General features: G+C 72.4%; 11 protein-coding genes. 3 read left to right on the forward strand and 8 right to left on the reverse strand.

Going from position 1 to position 16,488, the window contains the following annotated elements; translation table 11 throughout:
• Positions 1–40 precede the first annotated feature (40 nt).
• Entirely contained in the window at positions 41–3,259 is a 3,219-nt protein-coding gene (locus tag QOM21_RS05405; RefSeq protein ID WP_407548580.1) for a carboxyl transferase domain-containing protein, read from the forward strand.
• Between the two features lie 81 nt (positions 3,260–3,340).
• Here QOM21_RS05405 and QOM21_RS05410 read toward each other — a convergent pair whose 3' ends face one another.
• From QOM21_RS05410 to QOM21_RS05430, 5 genes are all read right to left on the reverse strand, one after another.
• A complete protein-coding gene (locus QOM21_RS05410; RefSeq protein ID WP_407548581.1) occupies positions 3,341–4,258 on the reverse strand; it encodes a virginiamycin B lyase in 918 nt (305 codons plus the stop codon).
• Positions 4,259–4,409: 151 nt separating this feature from the next.
• A complete protein-coding gene (locus QOM21_RS05415) occupies positions 4,410–5,489 on the reverse strand; it encodes a sugar ABC transporter substrate-binding protein (protein WP_407548582.1) in 1,080 nt (359 codons plus the stop codon).
• A 477-nt stretch (positions 5,490–5,966) separates the two neighbouring features.
• On the reverse strand, positions 5,967–7,307 hold the full coding sequence (locus QOM21_RS05420; protein WP_407548583.1) for an MFS transporter: 1,341 nt from the start codon (positions 7,305–7,307) through the stop codon (positions 5,967–5,969).
• Positions 7,304–9,316 carry a PEP/pyruvate-binding domain-containing protein gene (locus QOM21_RS05425; protein WP_407548584.1) on the reverse strand — a complete coding sequence of 671 codons (2,013 nt, stop codon included), beginning with the start codon at positions 9,314–9,316 and terminating at the stop codon, positions 7,304–7,306. Before QOM21_RS05425 ends, QOM21_RS05420 begins: the two co-directional genes overlap by 4 nt.
• Positions 9,313–10,686 carry an acetyl-CoA carboxylase biotin carboxylase subunit family protein gene (locus QOM21_RS05430; protein WP_407548585.1) on the reverse strand — a complete coding sequence of 458 codons (1,374 nt, stop codon included), beginning with the start codon at positions 10,684–10,686 and terminating at the stop codon, positions 9,313–9,315. The genes QOM21_RS05425 and QOM21_RS05430 overlap by 4 nt, the downstream gene beginning before the upstream one ends.
• A gap of 367 nt (positions 10,687–11,053) precedes the next feature.
• On the opposite strand from QOM21_RS05430, the gene QOM21_RS05435 reads away from it, so the two are divergent.
• Both QOM21_RS05435 and QOM21_RS05440 read left to right on the forward strand, forming a co-directional pair.
• The gene (locus QOM21_RS05435; protein WP_407548586.1) at positions 11,054–12,334 is read left to right on the forward strand and encodes a PAS domain-containing protein; all 1,281 of its coding nucleotides are present in this window, start codon (positions 11,054–11,056) and stop codon (positions 12,332–12,334) included.
• Between the two features lie 209 nt (positions 12,335–12,543).
• Positions 12,544–13,566, forward strand: a complete 1,023-nt coding sequence (locus QOM21_RS05440) for a LacI family DNA-binding transcriptional regulator (RefSeq protein WP_407548587.1) — start codon at positions 12,544–12,546, stop codon at positions 13,564–13,566.
• A 37-nt stretch (positions 13,567–13,603) separates the two neighbouring features.
• On the opposite strand, the gene QOM21_RS05445 is transcribed toward QOM21_RS05440, so the two are convergent.
• From QOM21_RS05445 to QOM21_RS05455, 3 genes are read right to left on the reverse strand one after another with little or no spacing between them, the layout of a single operon-like run.
• Complete coding sequence (locus tag QOM21_RS05445) at positions 13,604–14,248, reverse strand: lactate utilization protein C (RefSeq protein ID WP_407548588.1); 645 nt, start codon at positions 14,246–14,248, stop codon at positions 13,604–13,606.
• A complete protein-coding gene (locus QOM21_RS05450; RefSeq protein ID WP_407548589.1) occupies positions 14,245–15,735 on the reverse strand; it encodes a LutB/LldF family L-lactate oxidation iron-sulfur protein in 1,491 nt (496 codons plus the stop codon). The genes QOM21_RS05445 and QOM21_RS05450 overlap by 4 nt, the downstream gene beginning before the upstream one ends.
• Positions 15,732–16,487 carry a (Fe-S)-binding protein gene (locus tag QOM21_RS05455; RefSeq protein WP_407548590.1) on the reverse strand — a complete coding sequence of 252 codons (756 nt, stop codon included), beginning with the start codon at positions 16,485–16,487 and terminating at the stop codon, positions 15,732–15,734. The genes QOM21_RS05450 and QOM21_RS05455 overlap by 4 nt, the downstream gene beginning before the upstream one ends.
• Position 16,488 lies beyond the last annotated feature (1 nt).

A 16,488-nucleotide genomic window follows, 5' to 3' on the forward strand; every position in this document is an offset into this window, starting at 1 on the left:
CTCGGCCTGCCCGGGCCGTTCGGGAACGTGGAGGTTGTCCATGGGGCCAGCTGCCGTACTCGTCGCCAACCGTGGGGAGATCGCCGTACGGGTGCTGCGCGCCGCGGCCGGGGCCGGGTGGCGGACGGCCGCCGTGCATGCCGAGGACGACGCGGACACGGCCGCCGTCCGGCTCGCCGACGCGGCGTACCCGCTGCCCGGCTCCGGCCCCGCGGCCTATCTCGACGCCGGAGCCGTCATCGCGGCGGCACGGCAGGCCGACTGCGGCTTCGTGCACCCCGGTTACGGATTCCTGAGCGAGGACGCCGACTTCGCGCGAGCCTGTGCCGCGGCCGGCCTCACCTTCGTCGGCCCCTCCCCCGAGGTGCTGGATCTGTTCGGCGACAAGGTCGCGGCGCGCGCGCTCGCCCGATCGCTGGGAGTCCCGGTGGCGCCCGGTACGGAGGGCCCGACGACCCTGGCGCAGGCACGGGACTTCCTCGCCGGACTCGACGAGGGCGGGGCGGTGATGGTCAAGGCGCTCGGCGGGGGCGGCGGGCGCGGCATGCGAGCGGTGCACGATCCGGGCGAGCTGCAGGCGGCATGGGAACGGTGCAGGTCGGAGGCGCTCCAGGGCTTCGGCCGGGGTGAGTTGTACGTGGAGCAACTGGTGCGCGGAGCCCGGCACATCGAGGTGCAGACAGCGGGGGACGCGACGGGCGCGGCGACCCACCTGTGGGAGCGGGACTGCAGCGCACAGCGCCGCCACCAGAAGCTCATCGAGATCGCTCCCGCGCCGGACCTGCCGGAGACCGTGCGCGAGGACCTGGTGAAGTGCGCGCTGCGGATGGCACGCGAGGCGGACTGCACCGGCCTGGTGACCTTCGAATTCCTCGTGGACGGGCCGGAGTTCCACTTCATGGAGGCCAACCCGCGCCTCCAGGTCGAGCACACCGTCACGGAGGAGGTGACGGGCGTGGACCTGGTCGATGTCCAACTGCGGCTGGCGGCAGGCGCGACGCTGGCGGAGCTGGGGCTGGCCGAACCGCCGCCCCGGCCGCGCACCTTCGCGGTGCAGGCACGGGTGAACGCCGAGGTGACGGGCGCGGACGGGGAAGTGCGCCCGGCCACCGGCACCCTGACCCGCTTCGAGGTGCCCACCGGCCCCGGGGTCCGGGTGGACACCGCGGCGGGCGCCGGCCTGGAGATCGGCGCGCGCTACGACCCGCTGCTCGCGAAGGTCGTGGCGCGGGCGCCGGGTCCGGACGTCGCGGCGGCCTGCGCGCGGGCCCACCGGGCACTGGGCGAGTTCGCGGTCGAGGGGGTGCGGACGGGAATTCCGCTGCTGCGCGCGGTACTGGCCCATCCGGCGTTCACGGCGGGCGGAATCCGCACCTCCTGGGTCGAGGAGCGATGGACCGAACTCACCGCGGCCGAGGACGACTTGGCGAGCGAAGCACCGACGGATGCCGACGCCGGAGAGGTGGTCGCGCCGATGAGCGGCACGGTCGTCGCCGTCGAGGTCGACACCGGCCGGACCGTACGGGCCGGACAGCAGTTGCTCGTCCTGGAGGCCATGAAGATGGAGCACGTGGTGCGTGCCCCCGCCGCCGGAACGGTGCTGTCCGTGGGCGTGGCGGTGGGCGAGACCGTGGACGAGGGCCGGCCGCTGGTGGCGCTGACCCCGGCGGACGTGAGCGCGCGGGAGGAGCAGGCGGCGCAGCCGGCTGACCCGGACGCGATACGCCCCGACCTCGCCGAGGCGCTCCGGCGGCAGGCGATCGGGCTGGACGCCCAGCGGCCCGAGGCCGTCGCCAAGCGCCGCGCGCTGGGCCGCCGTACGGCCCGGGAGAACATCGACGACCTGTGCGATCCGGGGAGCTTCACCGAGTTCGGAGCACTCGCGGTGGCGGCCCAGCGGCGGCGACGCCCGCTGGCGGAGCTGATCGTCGCCACTCCCGCCGACGGCATGGTCACCGGCACCGGGACGGTCAACGGCGCGCCCTGTGTGGCCATGTCCTACGACTACACGGTGCTGGCCGGGACCCAGGGGCACCAGAACCACCGCAAGACCGACCGGATGCTGACCGTGGCGGAGCAACGACGGCTGCCCGTCGTGCTGTTCGCCGAGGGCGGCGGGGGCAGGCCCGGCGACACCGATACCGCTTCGGTCGCGGGGCTGGACGTGATGACGTTCCGTCAGATGGGCCGCCTGAGCGGGCTGGTGCCACTGGTGGGCATCGCCTCCGGACGCTGCTTCGCGGGCAACGCGGCGCTGCTGGGCTGCTGTGATCTGGTGATCGCCACTCCGGAGGCGTCGATCGGCATGGGCGGCCCGGCCATGATCGAGGGCGGCGGGCTGGGCACGTACCGCCCGGAGGAGGTGGGGCCGCTCTCCGTCCAGGTGCCGAACGGCGTGGTGGATGTGGCGGTGCCGGACGAGGCGGCGGCGGTGCGCGTCGCCCGGCGCTATCTCTCGTACTTCCAGGGCCCACGGGCGACCTGGGAGGCGCCCGATCAGCGGCTGCTGCGCCATGCGGTGCCGGAGAACCGGCGGCGCGCGTATCCGGTGCGGACGGTGATCGAGGGACTCGCGGACACCGGCTCGGTGCTGGAGCTGCGGGCCGGCTTCGGGGCCGGGGTGGTCACCGCGCTGGTGCGCGTCGAGGGCCGGCCGATGGGTCTGCTCGCGAACAACCCGGAGCACCTGGGCGGCGCCGTCGACCGGGACGCCGCGGACAAGGCGGCGCGCTTCCTGCAGCTGTGCGACGCGTTCGGCCTGCCGGTGCTGTCCCTGTGCGACACCCCGGGGTTCATGGTCGGCCCGGACGCCGAACGCACCGCGACCGTACGGCACTTCTCCCGGCTCTTCGTCACCGGCGCGAACCTGTCCGTGCCGCTGGTGTCGGTGATCGTGCGCAAGGCATACGGGCTGGGCGCGATGGCGATGATGGGCGGCTCCACCCGGGCGCCGCTGGCCACCGCGGCCTGGCCGAGCGGCGAGCTGGGCGGCATGGGCCTGGAGGGAGCGGTGCGGCTCGGCTACCGCAAGGAACTGGCGGCGGTGGCGGATCCGGAGGAACGGCGGCGGGAGTTCGAGGCGCGGGTGGCCGAGCTGTACGAACACGGCAAGGCGGTGAACGCCGCGGCCGCGCTGGAGATCGATGCGGTCATCGACCCTGCGGGGACCCGGAGTTGGGTCGTGTCGGCGCTGGCCGGGCACGATCCGTCAGTGCCCGCCGCGGCGGCCGAGCGCCGGCCGTTCGTCGACACCTGGTAGCGGTCGACCGGGTCGGCGGGCCCCGGAGGCGGCCGGACACCGCCGAGGGGAAACGGCCCGGTGATTGGCCGTCAGGTCCCGTCAGGCGCCGTCCCGGTCCTCCGGTACGCCGATCCGGACCAGCGATCCGGTCTCCAGCGCGGCCCACAGGGCGCCGTCGGGGCCCAGGGTGATGCCGTGCGGTTCCGAGGCGCGGTCCGGCAGGTCGTAGCCGTCGATCCGCCCGTCGGTGGTGATCCGGCCGATGCGTCCGGCACCCCACTCGGTGAACCACAGGGCACCGTCCGGGCCTGCGACGATGGCGTGCGGACGGGAATCCGCCTCCGGGAGCGGGAACTCCTCGACGGTGCCGTCGGTGGCGATCCGCGCGATCCGGCCTGCGGCGATCTCCACACACCACAGCGCGCCGTCCGGGCCGGGCGCGATGCCGACCGGCCCGGCCTCCGGGGTGGGCAGCGGGTGGAGGGTGACGTCCCCGTCCACGGTGATCCGGCCGATGCGCCCGCCGGCCTGGTTGACGGTGAACCAGAGCGCCCCGTCGGGCCCGGGCGCCATGACCGAGGCGAAGCCGCCACGGAAGGGCAGCGGATACTCGCTGACCTCCCCTTCGGTGGTGATCCGGCCGATCCGGTCGGTCGCGGACTGGGTGAACCACAGCGCGCCGTCGGAGCCGGCGGCGATGCCCAAGGGCCCGGCCGCCGTGCCGGGCAGCGGGAACGACCGGATCTCACCGGCGGTGGTGATCCGGCCGATCCGGTGCGCCTTGAACTCGGTGAACCACAGGGCGCCGTCGGGCCCCGCGGTGATCATCGTCGGCCCGCTCGATGCCGAGGGCAGGTCATATGTGGTGACGTCGCCGTCCGTCGTGACCCGGGCGATGCCTCCGCCGTGCACCAACGTGCACCACAGCGCGCCGTCGGGTCCTGCGGTCAGCGCGTAGGGGCCCGCCTCGGGCCCGGCGATGGTGAACTCCTGGAGTACGAGGTCATGGTGCGACATCAGCGTGGGCAGTCCTCTCCGCGGTGGGCAGGGGGAGGCTATGCCATCGCGGTCGGAAGCACGCAGGCAATTTCCGGAGGGGCGGGCGGCCGCACACGGTGCCGGGCAGCTCTCCCCGCGGTGCGGGGAGGCCCCGGTCACTCCGCACCGGTCACTCCAGGTCGAGTGCCTTGCAGGCCGCGGTGAGGTCCTTGCACAGCCAGTCGGTGCGCACGACGCCGTCCCGCACGACCGTGTCCTCCAAATTCTTCCTGGTCACGATCTGCGCCTCGAACAGCTTTGCGGGGATTCCCGACTTGCTCTTGCTGTCCGCAGTCGTCGGGGTAAGGGACTTGATGCTCTTCCCCTGGAGGAGGCGGACGGCGATCTCCGCGGCGGTTTGCGCCTCCGGCCTGACCTCCTTGTAGATGGTGAAGGTCTGACTGCCGCTTACCAGCCGTCGCAGAGCGGGGAGTTCGGCGTCCTGGCCGCCGAGCGGCACATTCTGGATGCCGGACGACTCCAGGGCTTCGGCAATGCCGCCCGCCATGCCGTCGTTGGCCGAGTAGACCGCGTCGAAACCGGCCGGCCCGAGGTCGTCGATGACGTCGGCCATCTTCTTCTTGGCCTCCGCCGCGGACCAGCCCTGGATGTCCTTCTCGTAAACGATCTTGCGGACCTTGCGGTCGAGGATCTCGTGCGCGCCCTTCTTGAAGGACGGTGCGTTCGGGTCGCCCGGCGAGCCGTTCAACATGACGACGTCGGAGGTGGCCGCGCGGGAGCCCAGGACAGAGGTCAGGCCCTTGGCCTGGAGGCGGCCGATCTCCTCGTTGTCGTAGGACACGTAGGCCGCGACGTCGCCCTCGGCGAGCCGGTCGTAGGCGACGACCTTGACGCCCTTCTTGGCGGCCTTGTCCACCCAGCTCCGGCTGGCGGCGGCGTCCACCGGATCGAGGATGATGACCCGCACGCCCTTGTTCACCAAGGCGTCGAACTGCTTTTTCTGCGTGGCCACATCCGACTTGGCGTTGCGGTAATCCAATTCGCATTCGAGACACAGGGAGGCGACCCGGGAGGAAATAATGCGGCGGTCGAATTCCTCGTAACGCGATGCATTGTTCTCCGGCAGAAGCAGTCCAATGGACCGGTTATCCACCGCTGCGCCGTCATCGTCATTTCCGCAGGCCGCAAGGGGCGCTACGAGCGAAAGTGCCATTGCACCCATGGCGACACGGCGCAGTATTGCATGCATTTCAGGTACCTCCAAAGGGGCCGTCCCTGACCGGCCCGTGAACGGCTGAAGTGAACGTCAATCACGCTCCGCAGTCAAGAATCGAAGCAATAACGATCCGAAAGCGACTTGTGCCTTGACGACCCGAAACGAGGCGATTGGGGTGTTCGTCGTCCGCGCCGGATCGCGCCCGTCACGGGCGGGACGGCCCGGGGTCCGCGGATCGGCCGGCGCGGACGTGGCGATCGTCACCCCCGCCGGCGGCGGCGCGGCGGGCGTCCCCACCCACCCGCGCGCCCCCGCGGACGGGCGTGCGATCCACTGCCACACGACGTCCACACATTCACCACATTTACGCGACGGTCGAATGCGCACCGCCCGTGGCCATTCCGTCACGCCTTCCCCGACCGGCACGGACGACTTTCTCCGAGGGCGGCCACGGAAACATACCGATGGGGTCATAGGGAGCGGAGCCATGAGAAACAGCCGCTTTGCCGATCAACTCACCGGCGTCCGTCCGTGCCGCTCGCTCCGCACCCCGACCGGCACGTCGGATTTCCGCCGCCTCTCCCTGCTGCGCAGGGCCAGCTGGACGGTGGCCATCACCACGGCGGTCACGATCGCGCTGTGCCACAGCAGCGCGTCGAGCCGGTCCGCGGACAGGTAGGCACCGGCCGCCACGGCCGCCAGCGCGCACACCCCTCGGTCGACGATGCTCTCGACGGAGAGCAGGGTGGCGCGCGGGGCGAGAGCCGGGATGGCGTCGTTGACCAGCTTGCGTTGGACGGGATAGGCGAAGCCGGTGACCGCCGCGAACACACACAGCAGCGCTACCACGGTCCATGGCCCGCCGAGGGTGATGCCGGCCAGCGTGCCCGCCAGCGCGACGCTGAGCAGGGACACCCATGTCGCCGGCGTCAGCTTGCGGCCGAGCCACTGCGGACGGGCCGAGGCCACGGCCTCCGCCACGGTCATCGCCGCCAACACCCCGCCGTGCGCGCTCTCGCCGATGCCGTGGTCCAGCAGGATCGGCTGGAAGAGGTTGACCTGGCAGATGCGGGAGAGAGTGAACACGGCCACCCCCTGCACCATGAGCAGTGCGAGCCAGGGCGTGGCCCGCACCCAGCGCAGTGCCACGGCCGCGTCGCGCAGGAGCCCGGAACGGCGTCTGTCCTCACGGCCGAGGGCGCGGGCTTCCGGCTCCGCCTCCCTGCGGGAGGGGGCGAGGCGCGGCAGTGCGACGGCGCACGCCAGGGAGCCCGCCGCGCTCACGGCGCTCAGCACGTACGGCGCCGGGTGGGCGAGGGCCATCAGCGGGCCGACCAGGGGCCAGCACATCACCTTCGCGGCGAGCCCCAGGGCGCGTGCGGTGCCCTCGGCCTTCAGATAGTGCTCCTCGCAACCCTCCGCCGCCAGGGCGTCGTACAGGTAGGCGCTGGCGGCGCCGGAGGTCAGGGAACGGCCGGCGGCGATCGCCAGGAAGTGCACGAGGAAGCCCGTGTACGAGGGGGTGAGCACCGGGACGAGGTTCGCCGCGGTCATCACCACCGCCCCGGCCCGCAGGCAGTTGCGGGCCCCGATGCGGTCGGCCACCATCCCGGTCGGGATCTCGCACAGGCAGAACGCGATGTAGTAGATGCTCTGGATCCCGAAGATCTGCCCGTCCGAGAGTCCCGCCTGCCGTTGGTAGGCGTAGAACACCGGCATCCACCACAGCAGATTGAACAGCAGTTGGAAGCCGTTGTTGAGCCGGATGACCTGACGCGCCACGGGGGTCGGGGGCGGGCCCGTCGGGCCCTTGCGGGTGGTGCGCCGGGTCCCTGGAAGCCGGCGGATCACAGCGCGTAGGGGCGGATCTGGACCAGCCGGAAGTCGCCCTGATCGGTCATCAGCCACTCGATGTCGAGCGGGCTTTCGGTGTCCTCCGCGCTGAAGTGGGACTGCAGCAGCCGCCCGGTGAGCGCCAGGTCGGCGAGCCGTCCGCGGGTCACGGCGGGCAGGTCCGCGCCGGACGAGCCGAGCGCCACCGTACGGCCGCCGCCCTCCACGGTGTTGTAGAGGTACTGCTGCGGCAGCGTCGTCCCGTCGACGACCGTCTCGGGAGAGCCCGGTGAGCAGTTGAGGTAGACGTTGCGGAAGTCCTCGCGGCGGGTCGGGTTGCAGGTCACCAGCACGCCTCCGAGGTCCGCGGGGACGTACTGCTGGATGATCACTCCCATGTAGGTGTCGTCCAGCGAGATGCCGACCTGGTGGCGCAGGCGCACGCTGCGCGGCGACAGCAGGGAGGCCCATACCTGGCGTACCGCGTCCAGGAGTTCGCCGGCGCCGCGGACGGTGGTGACCGAGTCGTAGACGCCGGCCGCGGAGAAGCCGGGCAGGTCCTCGGCGTTGGAGGAGGAGCGCACCACCAGGCGGCTGCCCGCGGCGAGCGGCTCGGGAAACGCCTGAGTGATCTGCCGGGTCACCTCGTCCGGCATCGGGGTGTTGCGGACGACGTGCTGCAGGTGCAGACAGAGCGGGTCGAGCGCGTCCACCGCGTCGAGTTCCAGCGCCATCTTGAGCTTGCCGATGCCCTGTTGGAGGGCCGGCGAGGAGATGAGGAAGCGGTGTTGCAGCGCGAACGGCAGGGCGACTCCGTCGGGGGCCGCGACGGTGCGGGCGGCGAACGCGGCCGCCGTCCGCTGCAGCTCGGCGGCGGTGGCGTCGGTGGTGCCGAGGCGGGCCGCGAGGTGGCCGTACAGGTCGGTGCGGGGCGGCCGCGGCCGGCCGTAGAACGCGGTGAGGTCGGCGCTGCGGCTGTCGAGGACGTGGTGCAGCTCCCCGAGGTTGGCCGCCTTGGTCCCGTAGCGGTCCCGGTCGGCGCGGCGCAGCCGGTGCAGGGACAGGGCGGGGACGTCCTCCAGCAGCGGCGGTTCCATCCGGATCCGCTGCTGGTGCCACGTCGGGGCCTGCAGGGCGGGGGCGTTCGCCAGCGGCGCGAGCGTGATCTCGTCGTCCCGCACCCGGTAGCGGACCCAGGCGCCGTTCAGGTCGTCCTTCGCTACGAGCTGCGGCAGGTCCCGGACGATCGCGTTGGGTATGCCCCAGCCGGAGGCGAGGACGTTGGTGTGGGAGAGCGGTGTGATGGGCGCGGTGTTGACGAATCCGGCGACGCGCGGCACGTCGTCGGGCAGGCAGGCCATGGCGACGATGTCCGACCAGCCCAGGCCGGCGGCGGCCGCCTCGTACTCCTCGGTGGTCGCGAAGAAGCGCAGCCGGCCGGTGGCGTCGCCGGGGTTGAGCGGAGTGCGGGTGCGGTTGCCGAAGAGCTGGTGGCTGAGGATCCGGGGCACCCGGACCTCGCTGATGGCGGTCAGTTCGTGTTCCTGACCGTGGTTCGCGGGCTTCAGCAGCAGCGGCAGCCGGCCGTCGACCCGGCTGCGGACGAACGTGTAGAAGTCTTCGAGCAGGGCGCCGTGCATGGTGTCGGCCTCGGTCGTCTCCAGGACGAGGAAGGGCCGTTCGCGGCCGTCGAAGTCCTCGTCGGTGTGCAGGGAGAGCACGCCGAGGAGGAAGCGGCGCTCGGGATCGGTGTACACCGAGGCGTTGAAGGCGTCCAACGTCGCGTCCAGTGCCGACAGTTCCATGCCGAGGATCCGGGTGGCGACGTAGTTGACGTGGAACGGGTGGACCGCGGTGTCGAGAAGGTGCCAGGTGTTCTCGGCACGGTCGACGACGACTTTCAGATAGGGGTGGCCGGCCAGCACTCCGGAGAGGGTGCGGAACAGCGGCAGCGAGAGGTTCTCACCGACGACGGTGCGGTCGGTGTGCGGGCAGGGCGCGCCGAGCGGGAGCAGGTCGGTGGTCATGACGGGTCCTTCTCGGGGACGGCGGCGGGGAGGACGTGCGGCAGGGCGTCGACCAGGGTGCGGAAGTCGGCGAGGACGGTCTGCGGGTCGGCGGCGGAGAGCAGGCAGAGCGCCGCCATGGTGTTGGCGCCGGCGGCCGGGTCGTAGACCGGGACGGTGTCGCCGTCGGGGAGGGAGTTCTCGGCCACCACGGACAGCCGGCTGCCGTCGCCGAGGGGGACGGCGCGGGCAACCGCGGGGAAGTCCCAGACGCGCCGGTCCGGCCAGGGCTCACCGGCACCGTCGACGGCCAGGACCACGAGTGAACCCGCCGCGCCCCGCGCCTCCTGCGGCGTACGGGCCCGCGTCGGCCAGAGCACCGGGCGCCCCAGCAGGTGGTCGACGAGCATGCCGATGAGGTCGAGGCCGAAGACCTCCTCGATCTGCGGGATGGTCATCGCGCCGCCGAACCGGGCGGCCGTCTCGATCACCCACATCCGGCCGTCGGCGCCGAGCTTGATCTCGGTGTGCGTACCGCAGTTCACCAGGTCCAGCGCGTCCACGGCCTCGCGTGCGAGGGCCACCACCCGTTCCTGGGCCTCCTGCGGGAGCAGGGCCGGGGTGATGCCGGCGCGTTCGGTGAAGGGCGCGACGGTCGGCATGCGTCCGCTGAGGCACACCGGCCGGAATTCGCCGTCGACGACCACGCCTTCGACGCTCACGTAGTCGCCCCACCCGGGATCGTCGAACCAGTCCTCGGCGGAGCCCGTCACGATCTCCTCGACGAGGAAGTCCGCGCCGGCGCCCGCCACATGCAGTTCGGCGTAGCCCAGCTGTGCGGATTCGGCCATCACCGCACGCGAGCGCTCCCAGGCCGCGCGCACCTCCCGCGGGGAGCGGATGATCTGGTGGGCGGTGGATCCGGCGCTCCAGGCCGCCTTCAGCAGCAGGGGGAAGTCGAGGGCGGAGGCCGCGTCGTGCAGGTCCTGTTCGCAGGCGACCGGCCGGAACCGGGGCTGGGATATGCCCTGTTCCCGCCAGGTGCGCCGCATCATCCGCTTGTCGCGGGCGAGCACGCAGGAGGAGCCCGCGCCGGCGAGGCCGAGCTTCTCGCACGCCTCGGCGACGGCCACGACCGCGTACTCGGAGAAGGTGACGACCGCGTCCGCGCCGACCGCCTGGGCACGGGCGACGATCAGCGACACCAGGTCGTGCTGCTCCTGCGCGGTGGGGGCCAGGACCGAGGCGCAGCGGCGCTCCGCGGTCGCGGCCAGGGTGGGAGGAAGTGCGCTGAGTGCCAGCAGGTGCACTGCCGACCTCGCGGCGACCCGTGACAGGGCATGGCCGAGCGGCGGGCCGCCCTTGGCATGCACGTACAGCACCTTGCTCACAGAAATGCATCTCCTTCACGGAAAAAGGGGTGGGGCGTCAGAGGTGGACGGCGTCACCGGCGGACGGCGCGTCAAGGTGGCGCGAGGGGCGCCTCCAACGGGCGCCTGCCACCCCTCAAGCGAAGCAGCCCCGAGGCGCCCGGGAAACCGCTTCGTGCGCCAGAAGGTCAGGCAAGTGCCAGAGTTGTGGGTGCCGTTGGGCAGGTGTGAAGGATCCGTGATGACGTATGGCGGGGAGGGGCGGCACGGCGCCGGCACCGGAGACCTCCCAGGTCGGCCGAGAACCGGGCTTGCGCGGGAACCGGACGGGATACGCATCGCGGTGTCACATCGCGCCAACCGGTTGAAACTTGATGGAAAGGTCGTCGTGGACGAGACCAGTCTCAAAGCGCTGCTCACACACCTCCCCGTGTCCTGGTGGGAGACCGACGGGCAGCTGCACGTCATCGACAGCGGCGGCGGCGCCTTCGGCGACACGCGGACGGCACAGCGGTTCCTCGACACGCTGCGGCCCGATCTCGCGGCGAACACCGCCGGTCCCCGGCAGTGGCACGCCCGGTTCGACGGCCGGGTCTTCGAGGTGAGCTGGCCCCTCGACGGCACCGCGGGCCGCGGCCGCACGCGCGGGCTCGCGGTGGAGGTCGACGCCGGGGCAGCCCCCGGGCGCCGCTACGACGCGTTCGCCGACCTGGCCCCCGCCGCGGCCTTCATACGGGACCGCAACGGACGCTACCTGTGGACCAACCACGCCTACGCCCACCTCTACGGCGCCACTCCCCCGGACATCATCGGCAAGCACCTCCAGGACCTCGACACCCCCGACGACGCCGCGCAGTTCCTCGCGCTCGACCGGGAGATCCTCGCCCACGGCAGACCGGTGCGGCACACCCTGACGTACCACCGCTCCGACGGCACCGACGGACACGCGGCGGGCCACCGCTTCCCCGTCCTGGAGGGCTCGCAGACCTGCGTGGCGGGCATCTATGTGGACATCACCGACTCCACGCGCGCGCTGCGCCAGCGCCGCGAGGCCGAGGAGAGCCTGCACGCGCTGCGCGACCACAGCGGGCTGCCCTGCGCCCTGATCTCGGCCGGCGGACGGATCAGACAGGCGAGCGCCGCGGCCGCGGAACTGCTCCAGACCAGGCTCTCGGACCTCATCGGCCGCCGCGCCGACACCCTGCTGGCCCCGGCCCCGGAGCTCGACCTGCTGCATCACAGATGGAACGACCTGATAGCCCGCCGAAGCAGGAGGGTCGAGACCACGGCGGTGTTCCTGGACGCTCTCGGCCGGCAGCGCAGGGCCCGGCTGCATCTGACGACGGTGGGCCGGACCTCCACCCGGGCGGCGCACGTCTGGGCGGTCGTCACCCACCAGGGGCTCGCGCACGACGTCCAACCGCCGCTCACGGCAAGCCAGATCCGCATCCTGTCCCTGCTCGCCGTGGGGCGCAGCAACGGGGAGATCGCCACCTCGCTGCGGCTCTCCCGGCAGACCGTCGACTACCACCTGCGACGGCTGCGCGATCTCCTCGGCGCCGCGACCCGGCCCGCCCTGGTCGCCCGCGCGTACGTCCTGGGCATCCTCGCCCCCCAGGCATGGCCGCCGCGTTCCGCCACGGCCACCCATCCCCTCAGCCCCACCTGAGCGCGGCCCGGGCGGGCGCCGCCCACCTGCGGGGACGGTGGACGGGCGGCGGCGCTCCCGCCGGCCCCCGGTCCACGTAAACTCACCCGGGACGGGGCAGGGGCACGGACGGCGCAACGGACGCGAGTGACCCGCCCGGTCTTCCGAGGGTCCGCGGGACCAGTGCCCGTGAGCCCGACGCCGCTCGCATCGCTGGAGGTTTCCGCCCGATGGCACCGTCCGTGGGTATCAAGGACGTCGCCCGCGCCGCCGGGGTTTCCGTGGGCACGGTCTCGAATGTCATCAACCGCCCGGAGGCCGTCGCCTCGGGCACCCGGGAGCGGGTCCTGTCGGCCATCGAACGCCTCGGCTACGTCCGCAGCGAGTCCGCGCGGCAGCTGCGCGCGGGGCACAGCCGCATCATGGGGCTGCTCGTCCTGGACATGGGCAACCCCTTCTTCGTCGATGTCGCGCGCGGCGCGGAGCGGGCCGCGCGCGCGGCCGGGCTCGGTGTGATGGTGTGCACCAGCGCCCAGAGCCCGACCGAGGAGGCCGAGTACCTGTCGCTCTTCGCCGAGCAGCGGGTCCGCGGCGTCCTCCTGACCCCGGCCGACGCGACCGGCCGCAACATCACGGCCTTCCGCCGGCACCACATCCCCTTCGTGCTGCTCGACCGGGTCGCCGAGGGCACCTCCGAATGCTCCGTCTCCGTCGACGATGTCACCGGCGGCGCCCTCGCCGTACGCCATCTCGTCACCGCGGGGCACCGCAGCATCGCCTATGTGAGCGGCCCGTCCACGCTGCAGCAGGTCAAGGACCGGCGCACCGGCGCGCTCCAGGCCCTGGCCGAGGCCGGGCTCCCCGCCGAGTCGCTGCGCGAGCTGCCCAGCAAACGCCTCGACGTGGCCGCCGGGCGGGACGCGGGTGCCCGGCTCCTGGGCCTCACGGAACGGCCCACCGCCGTCTTCTGCGCCAACGATCTGCTGGCGCTCGGCGTCCTCCAGGAGATGTACGCGGCGGGCATCCGGGTCCCCGAGGACATCGCGCTCGTCGGCTACGACGACATCGAATTCGCGGCCGCGGCTGCCGTCCCGCTCACGTCCGTACGACAGCCCGCCGTCACCATGGGTGCCATGGCGGCCGAACTCCTCCTGGAGGAGATCGAGACGGCGGACGAGGGCGGCCACGCGCACCGGCGTGAGGTTCTCCAGCCGGAACTGGTCGTGCGGCGCTCCAGCCTGGCACCGCACTGACCGTTTCCGGCCGGGGTCGTTGGCGCCTCCGGGCGGGTCAGCCCTCGCTCACCAGCACCACCTCCAGGGTGCGCGGACCGTGTACCCCCTCGACCCGGTCCAGTTCGATGTCGCTGGTGGCCGAAGGGCCGGAGATCCAGGTCAGGGGGCGCCCGGGGTCGAGGAGTTCCATCGCGAGCGGGAGCGAGGCGACGACCTGGTCCGGGACCCGCACCACGCAGAGGTGATGGTCGGGGACGAGCGTGATCCGGCGCCGCCCCTGGTCCGGGCCGCCGTCCAGGACGAGCGTGCCGGTCTCGGCGATCGCCACGGCGCAGCCCGTCACCACGCTGTCCGTGCCGTCGAGCTGAGCGGGGCTGAGCGAAGCCGCGTCGTGGACGCGCGTCGGGCCGTCCTCGGGCAGCCATCCGGGCGGCAGACCGGGTGGCACCACCACGGTCCGCGACCCGCGCTCGGCGAGCAGCCGCGCCAGGAGTGCGGGCAGCCCGCGGAGGTCCGTACGGTGCACCAGGGCCCGGTATTCCGCCAGGTTCTCGGCGAGCAGCGCGACGGTCTGCTCGGGGCTGCGCGTACCGTGCTCACGCAGATAGCGGCGGTCCACCGCCGACGAGTCATTCTGCGGTTCGCGCTCCGGTCCCAGCGCCCGGCGCACCCGGCCGAGGACCCTTTCCCTGCTGCTCATGTGCTGTCCTTCCCCTCGGCCTGCCGGGTGCGTCGCCACCAGTCGCGGAACGGCTCCGCGGGCACCGGCGGCAGATCGCGGGTCGCGCTCCACGCCCGGCCGGGGCCCGGCAGCGTCCGGGGGTGGAGGCGGCGGGTGCGCGCTGCGAGCCGCTGGCCGGCCCGCAGCGCCGCGGGATGGCTGAAGGCCCAGCGCGCGGCCCGCATCGCGGCACGCTCGGCGGCGTGTCCCTTCGCCGGCTTCAAGGTGACCTTCGCCCCGTGACGGGTGACCTCGCCGCCCTGCACCACGCGTTCGCGGAGGTGCACCAGGACCTCGGGGATGTCGATGGCCACGGGGCAGACCTCGTAGCAGGCCCCGCAGAGGCTGGACGCGTACGGCAACGAGGCGTCGATCTCGCTCTGGGTGCCGCGCAGTTGTGGACTGAGGATGGCACCGATCGGGCCGGGGTAGACGGAGCCGTACGCGTGTCCGCCCGCCCGCTCGTACACCGGGCACACGTTGAGGCACGCCGAGCAGCGGATGCAGCGCAGGGCCTGGCGTCCGACCTCGTCGGCCAGTGTGTCGGTGCGCCCGTTGTCGAGGAGAACGAGGTGGAAGGCCCGCGGGCCGTCCCCCGCCGCGGCGGCGGTGGTCCCGGTCCACATCGATGTGTAGGGGTTCATCCGCTCCGCCGTCGAGGAGCGGGGCAGCGTCTGGAGGAACACCTCCAGGTCGCGCCAGCTCGGCACGGTCTTCTCGATGCCGACGACGGAGATCAGCGTCTCCGGGAGAGTCAGGCACATCCGGCCGTTGCCCTCGGACTCGACGACGACCAGCGTGCCGGTCTCGGCGACCATGAAGTTGGCGCCGGAGATGCCGACCTTGGCGCGCAGGAACTTCTCGCGGAGGTGGAGCCGGGCGGCCTCGGCGAGTTCGGCGGGACTGTCGGTCAGCGCTTCGGGCGCCGAGCGGCCCCACGCGCTCATCTCCCGGCGGAAGATGTCGCGGATCTCGCCGCGGTTGCGGTGGATGGCCGGGACGAGCAGGTGCGAGGGCCGGTCCTTGCCGAGCTGCACGATGAGTTCGGCGAGGTCGGTCTCGTAGGCACGGATGCCCTCGGCCTCCAGCGCCTCGTTCAGACCGGTCTCCTGGGTGGCCATCGACTTGACCTTGACGACCTCCGTCTCGCCGGTCGCGCGCACCAGGCGGGTCACGATGCGGTTGGCCTCGGCCGCGTCGGCCGCCCAGTGCACGGTGCCGCCGGCGGCGGTGACCGACTCCTCCAACTGCACGAGGTAGCGGTCCAGATGGCGCAGGGTGTGGTCCTTGATCTGCTTGCCCGCCTCGCGCAGCTCCGCCCAGTCCGCCAGCTCGGCGACGGCCTGGGCGCGCTTGTCGCGGATGGTGTGCGTGGCATGCCGCAGATTGCCGCGCAGCGTACGGTCGCGCACGGCGTCGTGCGCGGCGTCGGGAAAGGCGGGCATGCCCAGATACGTGCCGCTCATGACAGGGGCTCCTCTTCCGTGCTCGCCAGGATCTCCGCGAGGTGGACCGGGCGCAGCGACGTACGCAGCCGCGTCATGGTGCCGCCGAGGTGCATCAGGCAGGAGTTGTCCGCGGCGCACAGGACGCCCGCGCCGGTCGACTCGGCGTTGCGGACCTTGTCGGTGCCCATCGCGGCCGAGACATCGGAGTTCTTGACGGCGAAGGTGCCGCCGAATCCGCAGCACTCCTCGGCGCCGGGAAGCTCCACGAGTTCGAGCCCGCGGACGGCTTCGAGCAGCCGGCGCGGCCGGTCGCCGAGCCCGAGGGACCGCAGCCCGTGGCAGGTGGGGTGGTAGGTCACGGTGTGCGGGAACCAGGCGCCGACATCGGTCACGCCGAGCACGTCCACCAGGAACTCGGTGAGTTCGTACGTCTTGTGGACCACCGGTGCCAGCGCCGCCGCCAGGCCCTCGCCACGGCCCTCCGCACGGGCCCGTTCGCCCATCCGCGGATAGAGCTCGCGCACCATCGCCCCGCACGACCCGGAGGGCGTGACGATCGCGTCGTACTCCGCGAACACCTCGGCGAAATGCCGGGCGAGCGGCTCCGCCTGGTGGCGGTAGCCGGTGTTGTAGTGGGCCTGCCCGCAGCAGGTCTGGCCCATGGGGAAGTCCACCTCGACCCCGAGCCTGGACAGCAGGTTCACCACCGCCCGGCCGGTGCCCGGATACAACGTGTCGTTGACACAGGTCAGAAACAGGGCGGCACGCACC

Source organism: Streptomyces sp. Pv4-95 (assembly GCF_045782725.1).
Classification (GTDB): domain Bacteria; phylum Actinomycetota; class Actinomycetes; order Streptomycetales; family Streptomycetaceae; genus Streptomyces.